The organism is Bradyrhizobium sp. CCH5-F6 (assembly GCF_001556045.1).
Lineage (GTDB): Bacteria > Pseudomonadota > Alphaproteobacteria > Rhizobiales > Xanthobacteraceae > Bradyrhizobium.
The window spans coordinates 39,899-56,100 of sequence record NZ_LSIC01000043.1; the positions used below are offsets into that span (position 1 = coordinate 39,899).

Annotated in this window: 13 protein-coding genes; 10 read left to right on the forward strand and 3 right to left on the reverse strand. The window is 66.3% G+C overall.

Annotated features, from left to right (window positions below):
- Positions 1–32 precede the first annotated feature (32 nt).
- Positions 33–1,121: a lipopolysaccharide heptosyltransferase II gene (gene waaF / locus AX729_RS07250; protein WP_061021523.1), complete on the reverse strand. Its 1,089-nt coding sequence runs from the start codon at positions 1,119–1,121 to the stop codon at positions 33–35.
- A gap of 161 nt (positions 1,122–1,282) precedes the next feature.
- Here waaF and rfaD point away from each other — a divergent pair, with 161 nt between their 5' ends.
- From rfaD to AX729_RS07280, 6 genes are all read left to right on the forward strand, one after another.
- On the forward strand, positions 1,283–2,263 hold the full coding sequence (rfaD, locus tag AX729_RS07255) for an ADP-glyceromanno-heptose 6-epimerase (RefSeq protein ID WP_061021525.1): 981 nt from the start codon (positions 1,283–1,285) through the stop codon (positions 2,261–2,263).
- 11 nt (positions 2,264–2,274) lie between these two features.
- Positions 2,275–3,759: a D-glycero-beta-D-manno-heptose-7-phosphate kinase gene (gene rfaE1, locus AX729_RS07260; RefSeq protein WP_061021553.1), complete on the forward strand. Its 1,485-nt coding sequence runs from the start codon at positions 2,275–2,277 to the stop codon at positions 3,757–3,759.
- Complete coding sequence (locus tag AX729_RS07265) at positions 3,756–5,015, forward strand: O-antigen ligase family protein (RefSeq protein WP_061021527.1); 1,260 nt, start codon at positions 3,756–3,758, stop codon at positions 5,013–5,015. Before rfaE1 ends, AX729_RS07265 begins: the two co-directional genes overlap by 4 nt.
- Before the next feature lie 84 nt (positions 5,016–5,099).
- A complete protein-coding gene (locus tag AX729_RS07270; protein WP_061021528.1) occupies positions 5,100–7,013 on the forward strand; it encodes an SDR family NAD(P)-dependent oxidoreductase in 1,914 nt (637 codons plus the stop codon).
- Between the two features lie 2 nt (positions 7,014–7,015).
- Complete coding sequence (locus AX729_RS07275; protein WP_061021530.1) at positions 7,016–8,236, forward strand: glycosyltransferase family 4 protein; 1,221 nt, start codon at positions 7,016–7,018, stop codon at positions 8,234–8,236.
- Positions 8,233–9,180, forward strand: coding sequence for an NAD-dependent epimerase/dehydratase family protein (locus tag AX729_RS07280; protein ID WP_061021533.1), 948 nt, complete (start codon positions 8,233–8,235; stop codon positions 9,178–9,180). The genes AX729_RS07275 and AX729_RS07280 overlap by 4 nt, the downstream gene beginning before the upstream one ends.
- On the opposite strand, the gene AX729_RS07285 is transcribed toward AX729_RS07280, so the two are convergent.
- Positions 9,177–10,187 carry an MraY family glycosyltransferase gene (locus AX729_RS07285; protein ID WP_061021536.1) on the reverse strand — a complete coding sequence of 337 codons (1,011 nt, stop codon included), beginning with the start codon at positions 10,185–10,187 and terminating at the stop codon, positions 9,177–9,179. The genes AX729_RS07280 and AX729_RS07285 overlap by 4 nt on opposite strands.
- Complete coding sequence (locus AX729_RS07290) at positions 10,184–11,143, reverse strand: lysylphosphatidylglycerol synthase transmembrane domain-containing protein (RefSeq protein WP_061021538.1); 960 nt, start codon at positions 11,141–11,143, stop codon at positions 10,184–10,186. The genes AX729_RS07285 and AX729_RS07290 overlap by 4 nt, the downstream gene beginning before the upstream one ends.
- Positions 11,144–11,352: 209 nt before the next feature.
- On the opposite strand from AX729_RS07290, the gene AX729_RS07295 reads away from it, so the two are divergent.
- The 4 genes from AX729_RS07295 to AX729_RS07310 all read left to right on the forward strand — a co-directional run bounded on the left by AX729_RS07295 (position 11,353) and on the right by AX729_RS07310 (position 16,142).
- On the forward strand, positions 11,353–12,342 hold the full coding sequence (locus AX729_RS07295; RefSeq protein ID WP_061021540.1) for an SDR family NAD(P)-dependent oxidoreductase: 990 nt from the start codon (positions 11,353–11,355) through the stop codon (positions 12,340–12,342).
- 7 nt (positions 12,343–12,349) lie between these two features.
- On the forward strand, positions 12,350–13,762 hold the full coding sequence (locus AX729_RS07300) for a mannose-1-phosphate guanylyltransferase/mannose-6-phosphate isomerase (protein WP_061021542.1): 1,413 nt from the start codon (positions 12,350–12,352) through the stop codon (positions 13,760–13,762).
- A gap of 184 nt (positions 13,763–13,946) precedes the next feature.
- Positions 13,947–14,951: a Gfo/Idh/MocA family protein gene (locus tag AX729_RS07305; RefSeq protein ID WP_061021544.1), complete on the forward strand. Its 1,005-nt coding sequence runs from the start codon at positions 13,947–13,949 to the stop codon at positions 14,949–14,951.
- A 39-nt stretch (positions 14,952–14,990) separates the two neighbouring features.
- Positions 14,991–16,142 carry a DegT/DnrJ/EryC1/StrS family aminotransferase gene (locus AX729_RS07310; RefSeq protein WP_061021545.1) on the forward strand — a complete coding sequence of 384 codons (1,152 nt, stop codon included), beginning with the start codon at positions 14,991–14,993 and terminating at the stop codon, positions 16,140–16,142.
- The last annotated feature ends 60 nt before the right edge of the window (positions 16,143–16,202 follow it).

Consider the following 16,202-nt stretch of genomic DNA (forward strand, 5'->3'; position numbering starts at 1 on the left):
TCAAGTCCCAGCTTAGGTGAGGTCGCCGACTCTCACGTCATCGCCCTTGCCTCCGCCTCTCTCAGCACCCGCTCCGCGATCCCCACCACGTCCGCTGCTGCGATATTCCGCATGCACCTGTGGTCGTTCATCTTGCAGATCGTGCTCTGGCAGGGCTGGCAGGACAGCGCTTCCTTGTCCTGCACCACAGTCGCGGCGAGACCGTTCAGCGGGGCCCAGAGATAGGGGCTGGTGGGGCCGAAGATGCCCATCGTGGGCGTGCCCAGGGCGGCTGCAATGTGCATCAGGCCGGAATCGTTGGAGATCGCGACGCCGGCTGCGGCCATGGCCAGCACGCCGTTGCGCAGATCAGTGCCGGTGAGGTCGCGCACCCCTGGGCCGCCAGCGGTCCCCGGGCCGCCGGCCGCGACGATCTCCTGGGCGAGGCCCTTCTCGCCGGGGCCGCCGACCACCCAGACCTCCAGCCCGCGCTCGACCAGCAGCCGCGCGGCCTCCGGATAGGAGGTCCAGCGTTTTGAGACGCCGACCGAGCCCGGGGCGAGCGCCACCGCAGCGCCTGCGGTCAGGCCGTTGGCTTGGCGCCAGCGGACGATCTGCTCGGCCGGGACGCGCAATTGCGGCACCGGCCATTCGGGGGGAAGAGGCGCGCCGTCCGGCTGGGCCAGGGCGGCGTTCTTGTCGATGAAGCGGGGCAGCTTCTTCTCGCCCCAGCGCCAGCGGTTGATCAGGCCGAACCGAAACTCGCCGACGAAGCCGACCCGTTCAGGAATACCGGCCAGGGCCGGCGCGATGGCCGCCTTCCAGGTTCGAGGCAGCACCAGGGCGGTGCCATAGTTCCGCTTCCGAAGGAGCTTTGCCAGGCCGAGCTGGCGGCCGATCGCGAGCTGGCCGCGCGGCAGGTCCCAGGCGATGCCCTCCCGCACGCCGGGCATGTAGTCGATCAGGGGGGCGCACAGCGACGTGGTCAGGAGATCGACCGGCCGGTTGGGCCAGCGCTCCTTCAGGACCCGCACCACGGTGTGATTTCGTACGAAATCGCCGATCCACATGTAGGGAATGATCAGGATCGGGCGGGTGTCGCTCCGGTCTGCATCTCCAACAAGTTGCGAATCAATATTCATTCGTTATTAGGACTGAAGTCGTGCCGAGGATGGCGGTTCGGTAGCCGCTCCCGGCCGGCAGGTAAAGCCGGCAGAAGCGGCGATCCCAAAACCGCTTACACTTTGGCGGATCATGCGCTACGGCAGGGCCGGGCACCAAGAAAATCGGGCAGGTAGTTGGAATGTTGCTGGTGACCGGCGGGGCCGGTTTTATCGGGTCGAATGTCGTGGCCGCGCTGAACGAGGCCGGCCGCAGCGACGTCGTGGTCTGCGACCTGCTCGGCACCGAGGGCAAGTGGCGCAACCTCGCCAAGCGGCAGCTTGTGGATATCGTTCCCCCGGCCGAGCTGGCCGACTGGCTGACGGGCCGCCAGCTCGACGCCATGATCCATCTCGGGGCGATTTCTGAGACCACCGCAATCGACGGCGACCTCGTGTTCGAGACCAATTTCCGCCTGTCGATGCGTCTTCTGGACTGGTGCACGATGAACGCGGTGCCGTTCATCTATGCCTCCTCGGCCGCGACCTATGGCGACGGCGAGGCCGGCTTTGGCGACGACGCTTCGTTACCGGCACTGAAGAAACTGCGGCCGATGAATCTCTACGGCTGGAGCAAGCACATGTTCGACCTCGCGGTCGCCGGGCGCGTGGCGAACGGCGATCCGCTGCCGCCGCAATGGGCCGGGCTGAAGTTCTTCAACGTGTTCGGCCCCAACGAATACCACAAGGGCTCGATGATGAGCGTGCTGGCGCGGCGCTTCGACGACGTCAAAGCGGGCCGCGTCGTGCAGCTGTTCAAGTCGCATCGCGAGGGCATCGAAGACGGGGACCAGCGCCGCGACTTCATCTATGTCGACGACGTCGTGCGCGTCGTCATGTGGCTGCTGGCGACGCCGTCGGTGTCCGGCTTGTTCAACGTCGGCACCGGCAGGGCGCGCAGCTTCAAGGATCTGATGCTGGCTGCCTACGCCGCGCTCGGCAAAAGGCCCAACATCGAATACATCGACATGCCCGAGAGCATCCGCAACAGCTACCAGTACTTCACCCAGAGCGAGGTCGATCGCCTCTGTCGTGCCGGCTATAACGGCGGCTTCACGACGCTCGAGGACGCGGTGAAAGCCTATGTCGGGGATTATCTCGACCGGCCCGACCGCTTCCGCTGAGGCCCTTGATCATGGCGACCCCCATTCTCGATTTCGACGCCCTCGCGCAAACGATCTCAGGCCGCGCGGTGCTCTGCATCGGCGACGTCATGCTGGACGAATTCGTCTATGGCGAGGTGTCGCGGATCTCGCCCGAAGCGCCGACGCCGGTCATCGTCGCCCAGCGCAGCGAGATTCACATCGGCGGCGCCGGCAACGTCGCGCGCAACGTCGCTTCGCTCGGCGCGCGCTGCATCTTCGTCGGCCTCGTCGGCGAGGACGATGCGGGCAAGCGGCTGGCATCGGCGCTGGGTGAGCAGGCCGGCATCGAAAGCGTGCTGGTGTGCGATTCCTCGCGGCCGACCACGCGAAAGGTCCGTTTCGTCTCCGAGCATTTTTCCACGCACATGCTGCGCGCGGATTGGGAGCAGGCGGCGCCTGCCTCCGACGACGTCGAAACGAAATTGATCGACGCGATCCTGCCGCAGATCGCGCGCGCCGACATCGTGCTGCTGTCCGACTACGCCAAGGGCGTGCTGACCGCGCGCGTGATCCGCCACACCATCGATGCCGCACGAAAGCTCGGCAAGCCGGTGGTGGTCGATCCCAAAAGCCTGAACTGGGCGATCTATCGCGGCGCCACGCTGCTCACGCCCAATCGCAAGGAATTCTCGGAAGCGACCCGCAGCCGCGCCGAGACGGTGCAGAGCATCGTCGAGGCCAGCGAGGACGTGATGAGGCTCGCCGACTGCGAGGCGATCCTGGTCACGCAAGGCGAGCACGGCATGACGCTGGTGCCGCGCAATGGCGGGGCCGTGCACGTTCCGGCCTTCCCGGTGAAGGTGCGCGACGTCTCCGGTGCCGGTGACACCGTCGCCGCCGCCCTCGCGGTATCGCTCGCGGCCGGCGCGGACTGGGATACGGCGCTGCGCGTGGCCAATGCCGCCGCCGCCGTCGCCGTCGGCAAGCAGGGCACCGCCAGCGTGAGTGCGGCCGAGCTGCGCCGAAAGATCCTGCCGCACGCCACTCTCGCGGCCGAGGAGAAGATCGTGCTCGATCCGGCCGCGCTCGATGCCCAGCTCGACGAATGGAAGAGGCAAGGCCAGCGCGTCGGCTTCACCAATGGCTGTTTCGACATCCTTCATCCCGGTCACGTCAAGGTGCTGACCGCGGCGCGCGCCGCCTGCGATCGCCTGATCGTGGGACTCAACAGCGACGCCTCGGTGCGCCGGCTGAAGGGCGCCGATCGTCCGGTGCAGGACGAGCGCGCGCGTGCCGAGGTGCTCGCCGCACTGGAGGCCGTCGATCTCGTCGTCATCTTCGCGGAGGACACGCCGATCGACCTGATAAGCAGGATCAGGCCCGGCGTGCTGGTGAAGGGCGGCGACTACACCCGCGAGCAGGTCGTCGGCCATGAGGTCGTCGAGGCCGCGGGCGGAACGGTCGTGCTGGTGGACATTCTCCAGGGCTTCAGCACCACGGCGCTGGTTCATCGCGCCCGGGGAGGCGGCAAGTGACTGCGCTTGTCCGGGAGTCCCTCGGCCAGATGCTGCGGCGGCGCCTGCGCAGCCCGGCGGCCTGGCGCGAGACCGTCGATCTGTTTGCGATTCTGACCGCGGCCTCGCTGCCATGGTCGACGTCGCTCGCGGGGATCTTCAACGCCCTGATGCTGCTCTGCATGGTGCCGTTCCTCGACGTCCGCGCCTTCCTGCAATCGCTGAAGCGTCCGATCTGTGTGGCGCCGATCGCGCTGGTGCTGCTCGCGCTGGTGGGGACGCTGTGGTCGGATGCGTCGTGGGGCGCGCGCTTCTATGCGGTCAATCCGACCGTCAAGCTGCTCGTGCTGCCGGTCCGCGGCCAATGGGTCTTCGTCGCCTTCCTGGTATCCTGCGCCCTGCTGTCGGTGATGTCCTGGCTGGTCGCCTTCTATCCGAACCTCGCGCTCAAGACCGACCCCATGGAGCGCGGCATCTTCGTCAAGAACTACATCGACCAGAGCCAGGAATTCGCGCTCTGCGCCGTCGCGCTCGCATATCCGATCGTGATGCTGCTGCGCGAGAAGCGCTACTGGTTCGCCGGGTTGCTCATCGCGCTCGCGCTCAGCTTCGTCGTCAACATGGCCTTCGTGGTCGTATCGCGCACCGCGCTCGTCACGATCCCCATCATGTTCGGCGTGTTCGCGCTGCTTCACCTCAAATGGCGCAGCATTGGGATCCTCGCCGCCGCGCTTCTCACCGGTGCCTTTCTCGCCTGGCAGATATCGCCGCAATTGCGACATACTGCCGAGCGTTTTACCGACGACTACACGCGCTATGTGGAAAAAGGCGAGCCGACCTCGCTGGGTCTGCGGCTCGAATTCTGGCGCAAGTCGCTCGGCTTTTTCGCGGAGGCACCGATCGTGGGGCACGGCACCGGCTCGACGCGCGGATTGTTCGAACGCGTCGCGACCCCTAGCGGCATGTACCAGGCCTCCGCCGAGGTGGTTGGCAATCCCCACAACCAGACGCTGAACGTTGCCGTGCAATGGGGCGTGATCGGCGTCGCAATCCTCTACGCGATCTGGATCCTGCATCTGCTGTTGTTTCGCGGCGACGGGCTTGCCCATTGGATCGGGCTCCTGGTCGTGGTGCAGAACGTCTTCACCTCGCTCTTCAATTCGCATCTGTTCGACTTCCACGAGGGCTGGATGTACGTCATCGGCGTCGGCGTCGCCGGCGGCATGGTGATCCGCGCACAACAGGCGGGGGCGAAGATGGGGGAAGCCGGTTCCTGAGAGATCGCGCGGCTGGCAAGTCTCGTCCGGATGGGCTATCAGCGCGGTCAGGTTGCATCTAACTGGGTTTCCATCGGTCGGCGGATGACGCGTCTTTCGCATCTCAACTTGCGCAATTTCCTGATCGCGCTCCACGACCTGCTGGCGACGACGGCGGCGCTTTTTGCCGCCTTCTATCTGCGGTTCGAGGGTGGCGACGGCTTCTTCGACCGCCTGCCGCTGCTGTTCCAGATCCTGCCCTACTTCCTCGCCTTCAGCGTGGTCGTGTTCTTCATCTTCAACCTGACCACGACGAAATGGCGCTTCATCTCGCTGCCCGACGCGCTGAACATCATCCGCGTCGCGACCGTGCTGACGGTCGCGCTGCTGGTGCTCGACTACATCTTCGTTTCGCCAAACGTGCGCGGTGCCTTCTTCCTCGGCAAGGTGACGATCGTCCTCTACTGGTTTCTCGAGATCACCTTCCTCAGCGCCCTGCGCATGGCCTACCGCTACTTCCGCTATACGCGGGTGCGCCGTCATGCGAGGACCGATGATGCCGCGCCGACGCTGCTGATCGGCCGCGCCGCGGATGCGGAGGTGCTGCTCCGCGGCATCGAGAGCGGGGCAATCAAGCGCATCTGGCCCGTCGGCGTGCTGTCGCCGTCGAGCTCCGACCGCGGCCAGTTCATCCGCAACGTGCCGGTGCTGGGCGGCATCGACGACCTCGAGGACGTCATCGCCGACTTCGCCAAGCGCAACAAGAAGATCGCGCGCCTCGTCATGACGCCGTCGGCATTCGAGCCGGAGGCCCATCCGGAATCGATCCTGATGCGGGCGCGCAAGCTGGGTGTGATCGTCAACCGCATGCCCTCGCTCGAGAGCGGCGACACGCCGCGCCTCACGGCCGTCGCGGTCGAGGACCTGCTGCTGCGGCCGAGCGAGACGATCGATTATGCGCGCCTCGAAGCGCTGATCAGGGGCAAGGCGGTGATCGTCACCGGCGGCGGCGGCTCGATCGGGTCGGAGATCTGCGAACGCGTCGTCGCCTTCGGCGCCGCGCGGCTCCTGATCGTGGAAAACTCCGAGCCGGCGCTCTACGCGATCACGGAAGCGCTCGCCGCGCACGGGGCGGCAGCCGAGACCGAAGGGCGGATCGCCGACATTCGCGACCGCGAGCGCATCATGCGCCTGATGGCGGAGTTCAAGCCGGACATCGTGTTCCACGCCGCGGCGCTCAAGCACGTTCCGATCCTCGAACGCGACTGGAGCGAAGGCGTCAAGACCAACATCTTCGGCTCGATCAACGTTGCGGATGCCGCCGTGGCGGCCGGCGCCGAGGCGATGGTGATGATCTCGACCGACAAGGCGATCGAGCCGGTGTCGATGCTCGGCCTGACCAAGCGCTTTGCCGAGATGTACTGCCAGGCGCTGGATCACGACCTCGCAGCCGGGGTGCGCGGGGCCAAGCCGCCGATGCGGCTGATCTCGGTCCGATTCGGCAACGTGCTGGCCTCGAACGGCTCGGTGGTGCCGAAGTTCAAGGCGCAGATCGAGGCCGGCGGGCCGGTCACCGTGACGCATCCCGACATGGTCCGCTACTTCATGACCATCCGCGAGGCCTGCGATCTCGTCATCACCGCGGCCACGCATGCGCTCGGAACGCAGCGTCCCGACGTCTCGGTCTACGTGCTCAACATGGGCCAGCCGGTGAAGATCGTCGATCTCGCCGAGCGCATGATCCGCCTTTCCGGACTGCAGCCCGGCTACGACATCGAGATCGTGTTCACCGGCATGCGGCCGGGCGAACGCCTGCACGAAATCCTGTTCGCCTCGGAGGAGCCGACCCGCGAGATCGGCGTCGCCGGGATCATGGCCGCGCAGCCCAACGAACCGCCGATGCAGACGCTGCGCAAGTGGATCGCGGCGCTCGAGCAGGCGATCGCGCGCGACGATCGCGCCACCATCAGGACCATCCTGAAGGATGCGGTGCCCGAATTCGGGTCGACCGCGGCCTGACCATGGAGCCCTCCGGCAAGATCGTCGTCGCGAGCCAGCATTATCCGCCTGATCCGAGCACGACGGCGGCGATCATGGCCGAGATCGCCTGCCGTCTCGCCATCGAGCATGAGGTCCTCGTGCTCTCGGGCTCGCCAGGGGCGTTGCCGGCGACCCAGATCGGCCCGGGCAAGCCGCGCGTCGTCGCAATCAGGAACCGCATGGCAGGCAAGGCGGCGCTGGTGCGGCGCGGCGTCTCCGAGCTGCTGTTCGCAGGCCGCACGTTCTTCGCGTTGGTGCGGGAGCTGAGGCGAGGGGACGTCGTGCTCACGGTGACCGCGCCGTTCATGCTGCCCTACGCCGTGGCGGCGGCAGCGAAGGTCAAGGGCGCGCGCTCCGCGCTGATCATGCACGACCTCTTTCCCGATGTGCTGGTGATGGCGGGCCTGCTGAAGCCAGGCTCGTTCGTGACGCGGACGATGCGCGCCGCCAACGGCCTGATGTTCCGTGCGCTGAACGCCGTCATCACCATCGGACGGGACGCGGAGCGGCCGCTGCTCAGCTATTCCGGGATGAGGCGGAGCAAGATCCGCTTCATCCCGAACTGGGCGACGCTCGTGCCCGCGCCGCGGCCGGTCACGCCCGACAATCCGTTCCGCAAGGCGCTCTCCGCGCGCTTCGTCGTCGGCCTGTCGGGCAATCTCGGCTTTACCCATGATCCGGAGGTCGTGTTCGAGGCGGCGCGGCTCCTGAAGGACGAGGCGGACGTTCACTTCCTGCTGTCCGGATGGGGCATCGGCTTCGAACGGCTGAAGCAGTTGCAGGCGGCGGCGAACCTCTGCAATGTCTCCTTTGTCGGGCGCGTCGAGGATTCAGAGCTCGAAGCGTTTCTGTCCGCCGCCGATCTCTGGATCATTCCGTACCGGAAGAACGTCGCGGGGGTGTCGGTGCCGAGCCGGTTCTACAATCTGCTGGCGGTCGGCCGTCCCGTGGTGCTGGTGTCCGAGCCGGAGGCCGAGGCCGCGCTGACGGTCGTGGAGAGCAGGCTCGGCTGGGTCGTGCCGCCCGGCCGCGCCGATCGGCTCGCTGAAGCGATCCGCGCCGCGTCCCGTTCCGACGACGGCACCATGTCGCTGCGCGCGGTGGAGGCGGCGGCGCGGTTCGACAGAACGACCGCGATGAACGCCTATGCCGCGCTGATCGACGAATTATTGCGCAACCCCGACCTTTCGGAGCAACGATGAGCGAGCGCAGGCCGATCGTGCTGGTGACGGGAGCGAGCGGCTTCGTCGGCCGTCATCTCACGCCAGCGCTCGTGCGCGGGGGGTGGTCGGTCCGCCGTGCGGTCCGCAGTCCGGAAGGTGTCGACGACGAGGCCGTGATCGAATCGATCGGTCCCGAGACCGACTGGAAGGCCGCGCTGGAAGGCGTCGATGCCGTCATCCATCTCGCTGCGCGCGTGCACCACAAGCACGAGGAGCACGCGGTCCAGCTCTACCGCAACGTCAACATTGCCGGCACGCTGCATCTGGCGCGCTGCGCGGCGACGGCCGGCGTGCGCCACTTCATCTTCATCAGCACCGTTCTCGTTCACGGCCGCAGCAATGACGGCCGCGCTGCCTTCAGCGAAAACGACGTCCTGACTCCGCGCGGCCTCTATGGCATGTCCAAGGCCGCGGCCGAGGCCGGCCTGAGGACGCTGGCGCGCGACAGCGACATGAAGATCACGGTGATCCGGCCGCCGCTGGTCTATGGCGCGGGTGCCAAGGGCAATTTCGCGCTGCTGACGCGGGCGGTGAGCCTGGGGCTGCCGCTGCCCTTTGCGGCGATCGGCAACCAGCGCGCCTTCCTTGCCGTGCAGAACCTGTCGTCGTTCATCCTGCACCGGCTCGGCCATCCCGATCCCGCCAGCAATTTCGAGATCTTCCTGGTGGCCGACAGGGAACAGGTCTCGACGCCAGAATTCATCAGGCGCCTCGCCGCCGCGTCCGGCAAGAGCCCGCGTCTGTTCGGCGTGCCGCCGCGCCTGCTCTCCACGCTGCTCGGCGCGATCGGCCGGCAGGATACGCATGACAGCCTGATCGGCTCGCTCGAGCTCAACATCTCCAAGGCGCTCGCGACCGGCTGGCAGCCGCCGGTCTCACTCGACGAGGGGTTGCAGCTCGCGCTGTCGGCTCAGAATCCTTAAACGCGGGAGAAACGCCGCAGCACGAGTGCGACCGCGCCCGCGCCTGCGAACAAGCAGAGGATGGTGATCGCCGTCGAGCCGGCGCGGACGGTGGCGACGGCGAGCGAGGCCAGCACGAGATTGAGCGCGAATGTCTCGCCGACCACCCCCTTGACCGTGAATCCGTTGTCGGTCGCGCGCTGATAAAAGTGCGTCCGGTGAGCCGACCAGAACGGTTCGCGTCTGATGATGCGTCGAAACAGCGTGATGGTGGAATCCGCAAGATAGTAGGCAGGCAACAGCAGCGCCGCGGCCGGTTGGCCCCGAAAGGCGAGCTCCAGCAGGCACCAGCCGAGCAAGAGGCCGATCGGCAGGCTGCCGACATCGCCCAGGAAGACCTTTGCGACGGGACGGTTGAACGGCGCAAAGCCGAGCATGGCGCCGCACAGCGCCGTGGCGATCAGCACGGCCGGCCATGAGAGGTCGCCGAGCCATCCGAGCAGCAGCAGCGCAGCGGTGACCGGCACGACTTCCGCCACCGTCATCAGGTCGAGCCCGTCCATGAAGTTGACGAGGTTCACGAACCAGACTCCGGCAAGGACGATGAGACCGCGCTCCAGCGGAAGCGGCAGCGCCGGCACGATGCGCGCGGTCTCGGGCGCCGTGAACACGATTGCGCCGACGCAGGCTGCCTGCAGCGCCAGCCGCACGAGCACCGGCAGCGACACGATGTCGTCGGCGAAGCCGACCAGCGCGATCACGACCGTCGCAGCGACCAGCGCCGGCGGGATCGCGACATTGGCCGAGGCTGCCCAGAGCGAGGCGACGATCAGCGTCGCGGCGATCACCGCGATGCCCGCGCCCTGCGGGGTGGGGATGCGATGCGAGGACCGCGCATTCGGCCGCGCCAGCGCGTAGCGCTGGAGCAGGGGCCGGCTCATCCAGGTGACGAGCGCCGAGATCAGCGCGGCGATCGCAAGAGCAAGCAGCAAGGGCGCGCCGGCGAGCGCATCGGCGGCCGGGCTCACTCCGGCACTCCGATCGGGGCCGACCCTTGCGCGGCCTTCTCTGCGCTGAGAATCCAGACCAGGCCGCCGAATGCGCCGACAATGAAGAACACGGCGCCGAACAGCAGCGAGACGTTGACGCCCTCGTTGGGGGCAAGCCCTGCGAAGCCGAACGCAAGGCTCATCGTGGCTTCGCGCACACCCCAGCCGGCAATCGAGATCGGCATCATCGTGATCAGCATCACCGGCGGCACGAGCAGAAAGACGTCGCTGAAGCGGACCGGGGCTGCGATCGACTGCACGACGCACCAGGCGATGACGACGGCCAGCACGTGAACGAGGATCGACAGGATTGCGATGATCGGCCCGCGGGTGCGGCTGAAGATCACGCGGTTGGCGATGACGGCGCAGGCGTGAATGTGATGCGTCGCCCACCAAGTCTTCAGCCAGGGCCATTTCAGCGCGCCGAAGATCAGGAAGCCGAGGCCGCCGGCGAGCGCCAGGAGGTCGATCAGCAGCAGCGCCGAGCGTCCGTGCGGATCGGTGATGAGGGCGTAGCTCCAGGGCAGGCTTGCGACGATGACGATCGCGAGCGCGATCAAGCCGATCGCGCGGTCGACGAAGATCGAGTAGGTCGCCGCACGCCATCCGGCGCCGGCACGCGCGACCAGCCACAACCGGACCGCGTCGCCGCCGATCGCCGAGGGCAGGGTCTGGTTGAAGAACGAGCCGATCACGTTGTAGCGCATGGCGCGGCCGAGCTCGAGCGGCGCGCCGCAGACCGCGCTGATCTCGCGCCAGCGCAGCACGCCGACGAAGATCTGAAGGAACGTGACCGCGATCGCGACGCCGATCCAGAGCAGGCTGGTCGCGGTGAAGCGCGAGAACAATTCGGACAGATCGACTTTGCGCAGCGCCAGATAGAGCAGCGCCGCGGAAATCATGATCTTGGCCGTCGACAGCAGGATTCGGCGCATTTCGCCCGCATGAACAGGGTTTGCGAAGATTTGAGGCAACCCGACGCGAGGCGCCGAATTCGGTCGCTTTGGTATGGTCTTGGCGCCGATCTTGCAATAGCCGTCGTTGGAGCGTGATGAGGTGGCGCTCACGAACCCGATGGGCCTATTGCGACCCCGTCGAGGGGGCGGCTAAACAGGCCCGGGCGCTGGAACCTCAGGGGAACAGGATGGCGGATCAGGCGATTTTGGTGACGGGGGCCGCCGGCTTCATCGGCTTCCACGTCGCCCGCCAGCTTCTCGGCGAAGGCCGCCCCGTCGTCGGGCTCGACAATCTCAACAGCTATTACGATCCGGCGCTGAAGAAAGCGCGCCTTGCGCTGCTCGGGGGCCACTCCGGCTTCTCCTTCGTCGAGGCCGATCTCGCCGACCGCGAGACGATGGCGGCGCTGTTCGCGCAACATCGTTTTGCCAAAGTCGTGCATCTCGCGGCGCAGGCCGGCGTGCGCCACTCGATCGAGCAGCCGTACGCCTATGCCGATTCCAATCTCCAGGGCTTTCTCAACGTGCTGGAGGGCTGCCGCAACAACGGCTGTCGTCATCTCGTCTACGCCTCGTCATCCTCCGTTTACGGCGCCAACACAAAACTGCCATTTGCGGTTGCGGACCGCACCGATCACCCCGTGAGCTTCTATGCCGCGACCAAGAAGGCGAACGAGGTCATGGCGCAGTCATACAGCCACCTCTATCGCCTGCCGGTCACGGGACTGCGCTTCTTTACCATCTACGGCCCGTGGGGCCGGCCCGACATGGCCATGTTTCTGTTCGTGAACGCCATCATGGCCGGCAAGCCGATCCGGCTCTTTAACCATGGCAAGATGCGCCGCGACTTCACCTATATCGACGATGTGACCCGTGTCGTATCCAGGCTGGTGGATCTTGTGCCTGCGGACGATCCGGCTGCCGCAAATGCGCCGTTTAAGCTCTACAATGTCGGCAATCATCATCCGGAGGAACTGATGCACGTCGTCGGTCTTCTGGAGCGGGAGCTGGGCCGGACGGCGATCAAAGAATTGCTGCCGATGCAGCCGGGAGATGTGCTGGAAACGTTCGCGGATGTCGAGGATCTGATGCGCGACACCGGCTTTGCACCGTCAACGCCGATCGAGCATGGGGTCCATAATTTCGTCACCTGGTATCGCGGCTATTTCAAGGTTTGAGATCACGATGGACAAACGCATAATCCCCCTGATCATGTGCGGCGGTGCCGGCACGCGGCTGTGGCCCGCTTCGCGCGAAGTGCGACCCAAGCAATTCCTTCCGCTGTTCGGCGCACGCTCGACGTTCCAGGATACGCTGCTGCGCGTGTCCGATCCCTCGCTGTTCGATCGTCCGATCGTCATCACCAATGCGGCCTATCGCTTCATGGTGCTGGAGCAGCTCGCAGAGATCGGCATCGAGGCCGACGTGATACTCGAGCCGATGCGGCGCGATTCCGGTCCCGCGATCGCCGCGGGCGCGGTGTTCGCGCAGAACCGCGACAGCGAAGCGATCGTGCTCGCGCTCGCCGCCGACCACGTGGTGCAGGACAATGCCGCCTTCGTCGCGGCCTGCCGCGAGGGCCTCACCGCCGCGATCGCCGGGCGCATCGTCACCTTCGGCGTCAAGCCGGAGCGGCCGGCGACCGAATACGGCTACATCAATCCGGGTGAGGTGATTTCCGGCGAGGTGCATGCGGTCGCCCGCTTCGTCGAGAAGCCGGACGCGGTGAAGGCATCCGACTACGTCAATTCGGGCTATCTCTGGAACAGCGGCAACTTCATGTTCCCCGCCAGCGTGCTGCTCGACGAATATCGCAGGGTCGATGCCGCGAGCGTCGAGGCGGTCACGAGCGCCGTCAACAATGCCGGCCGCGATCTCGGCTTCGTCACGCTGGAGCCGCAGGCCTTCGGCTCGGCGAAGGCGATCTCGATCGACTATGCGGTGATGGAAAAGACCTCACGCGCGGCCGTGGTGCCGGTGTCGTGCGGCTGGTCCGACGTCGGCTCCTGGCTCGCGGTGTGGGAGTTGTCGGAGAAGGACGCGCAAGGCAATGCGGCGCATGGCACCGCCGTGTTCGAGGACTCCCGCAACTGCAACGTCACCACCGATTCTGCGCTGGTTGCGCTCGAAGGCGTCGACGATCTCGTCGTGGTCGCCACGGCCGACGCGATCCTGGTCTCGCGTCAGAAGGATGCCAACGGCCTGAAGCGCCTCGTGACCAAGCTGAAGGCGGTCGCGCCGAAGGTCACCGAGGAGCATCTTAAGGTGCACAGGCCTTGGGGCAGCTATCAGTCCGTCGACAATGGCGAGCGCCACCAGGTCAAGCGCATCGTGGTGAAGCCGGGCGGGCGGCTGTCGCTGCAGAAGCACCATCATCGCGCCGAGCACTGGATCGTGGTGCGCGGCACGGCTCAGGTCACCGTCAACGAGACCGTGAAGACGGTGCACGAGAACGAGTCGATCTACATCCCGATGGGCGCCGTCCACCGGATGGAGAACCCCGGCAAGATCCAGCTGGAACTGATCGAGGTCCAGACCGGCTCTTATCTCGGGGAAGACGACATCATCCGGATTGAAGACGACTATCAAAGGTCGTAACCAGCAAGCTCCGAATCACGCGACCCGGGCCGAGAAGGCGGTATCTTTTGCGGCCTAAGGCCCGGGGAACGTGTAACTTTTTGAATCAAATCGTGTCCGGACTGCCCGCTCCGCATTCGCCACAAATGTGGCGGCCGTGCTAGGAGAGGCACCGGGGATTTGGGTTGAATCGGGGTTTGCTCAGATGAGTTCCAAAGGGTCTGCGCCGGCGAAGGCCGGCTTGCGCGTCGGCGTGATTGGCGCCGGCGTGATGGGCAGCAACCACGCGCGGGTGCTTGCGGGGCTCCCCGGCATCAGCCTCGTCGGCGTCGTCGATCCCTCGCCGGCACATCGTACGCGGGCTACGGAACTTGCCAATTGCGAAAGCTTCGAGACGCTCGACCAGCTCCTCGCCGAAGGCGTCGATGCCGTCACCATCGCTGCTCCCACCCATCTGCATCACGAGCTCGCGCTCGCCTGCATCGCCAAGAACATCCACGTGCTGGTCGAGAAGCCGATCGCGTCCACGGTGGAAGAGGGCCGCGAGATCGTCGCCGCGGCACAGAAGGCCGGCGTGACGCTGATGGTCGGCCATGTCGAGCGCTTCAATCCGGCGGTTGCCGCCGTCAAGCAGGCCATCGCTGGCGAGGATATTCTCTCCATCGCCATCACGCGCGTCGGCCCGTTCCCGCCGCGCATGTCCAATGTTGGCGTCGTGATCGATCTCGCCGTGCACGACATCGATCTGATCCGCTGGTTCACCGAATCCGACATCGTCGAGGTGCAGCCGCAATTGTCGAGCGCCGTCGCCGAGCGCGAGGACATCGCGCTGTTGCAGTTCCGCACAGCCAACGGCGTGCTCGCCCACATCAACACCAACTGGCTGACGCCGTTCAAGGCACGCAGCGTCACGGTCGCCACGCGCGGCAAATACGTGATGGGCGATCTGCTCACGCGCCAGGTCACCGAATGCTTCGGCTTCAAGCCGGATGGCAGCTATTCGATGCGGCATCTGCCTGTCGGCCATGACGAGCCGCTGCGTGCCGAGCTGATCGCGTTCCTGAAGGCCGTGCGCAACGGCGAGACGCCGGCGGTCACCGGCGACGAGGGCGTCGCCAGCCTCGAGATCGCGACGCAGTGCCTTGAGACACCGGCGCGGCCTGCGGCCGCCGCGCCCGCCCGGAAGGCTCCGCGCCGCGTCGCCGTCTGATCCCTCTCCATGTCGACCGCTCCAGAAGTGCAAGGCGCCATGAACCAGCATCTGCGTTCCGATCCCATTCCCTTCATCGACGTCGGCACGCAGCGGCGCCGGCTCGGTGCCTCGCTCGATGCGGCCGTGACGCGGGTTCTCGATCATTGCCAGTTCGTGAACGGCCCCGAGGTCTTCGAGCTCGAGAAGCAGCTCGCGGCCTATTGCGGCGCCAAGCACGTGATCGGCTGCGCCAGCGGCACCGACGCGATCCTGATGGTGATGATGGCGAAGAAGTTCGGGCCCGGCGATGCCGTGCTGTGTCCTTCCTTCACCTTCATCGCGACCGCCTCGCCGGTAGCGCGGACCGGCGCGACGCCGGTCTATGTCGACGTGGAGGAAGCAACCTTCAACATGAGCCCGGAGTCGCTGAAGCGCGGCATCGCGAGCGCCCGCAAGGCCGGCCTCAAGCCCGTCGCGGTCATTCCGGTCGATCTGTTCGGCCAGCCCGCCGATCACGATTCCATCGCCGAGATCGCAAAGGCCGAAGGCCTGTTCGTGCTCGACGACGCCGCGCAGGGCTTTGGCGCGAGCTACAAGGGCCGCAAGCTCGGCACCATCGGGCATGCCACCGCGACCAGCTTCTTCCCGGCCAAACCGCTCGGCTGTTTCGGCGACGGCGGCGCGATCTTCACCGATGACGACGAGCTGGCAACCACGCTGCGCAGCATCCGCGTGCACGGGCAGGGCGTCGACAAATACGACAACGTCCGCCTCGGCCTGACCGGCCGGCTCGACACCATGCAGGCCGCGGTCCTGATCGAGAAGCTGAAGATATTCGACGACGAGATCGCCGCCCGCAACAGGGTCGCGGAACGCTATGCGCGGGGCCTGTCCAATGTCGTCACCGTGCCGCGGCTGGCGGCCGGCAACACCTCGGTCTGGGCGCAATACACCATCCGCCTCCCCAAAGGCACCGATCGCGACGGCTTCGCGGCCGCGCTGAAGGCCCAGGGCGTACCGACCGCGATCTATTATGGCAAGTCGATGCATCAGCAGACCGCCTACAAGCACTATCCGGTCGCAGAAGGCGGGCTGCCGGGGTGCGAGAGCCTGTCGCAGGACGTCATCAGCCTGCCGATGCACGCTTATTTGACCGAAGCGGACCAGGAGCGTGTCATCGCCGCCGTGCGCGGCGCGATCGCGGGTTGAGGTCCACCTCTCCCGCTTGCGGGAGAGGTCGCGCCGAAGGCGCGGGTGAGGGCTCTCTCC

Coding starts and splice junctions, on each gene's coding strand:
- waaF (WP_061021523.1), bottom strand. CDS start 1,121: ATGAATATTGATTCGCAACTTGTTGGAGATGCAGACCGGAGCGACACC.
- rfaD (WP_061021525.1), top strand. CDS start 1,283: ATGTTGCTGGTGACCGGCGGGGCCGGTTTTATCGGGTCGAATGTCGTG.
- rfaE1 (WP_061021553.1), top strand. CDS start 2,275: ATGGCGACCCCCATTCTCGATTTCGACGCCCTCGCGCAAACGATCTCA.
- AX729_RS07270 (WP_061021528.1), top strand. CDS start 5,100: ATGACGCGTCTTTCGCATCTCAACTTGCGCAATTTCCTGATCGCGCTC.
- AX729_RS07275 (WP_061021530.1), top strand. CDS start 7,016: ATGGAGCCCTCCGGCAAGATCGTCGTCGCGAGCCAGCATTATCCGCCT.
- AX729_RS07280 (WP_061021533.1), top strand. CDS start 8,233: ATGAGCGAGCGCAGGCCGATCGTGCTGGTGACGGGAGCGAGCGGCTTC.
- AX729_RS07290 (WP_061021538.1), bottom strand. CDS start 11,143: ATGCGCCGAATCCTGCTGTCGACGGCCAAGATCATGATTTCCGCGGCG.
- AX729_RS07295 (WP_061021540.1), top strand. CDS start 11,353: ATGGCGGATCAGGCGATTTTGGTGACGGGGGCCGCCGGCTTCATCGGC.
- AX729_RS07300 (WP_061021542.1), top strand. CDS start 12,350: ATGGACAAACGCATAATCCCCCTGATCATGTGCGGCGGTGCCGGCACG.
- AX729_RS07305 (WP_061021544.1), top strand. CDS start 13,947: ATGAGTTCCAAAGGGTCTGCGCCGGCGAAGGCCGGCTTGCGCGTCGGC.
- AX729_RS07310 (WP_061021545.1), top strand. CDS start 14,991: ATGAACCAGCATCTGCGTTCCGATCCCATTCCCTTCATCGACGTCGGC.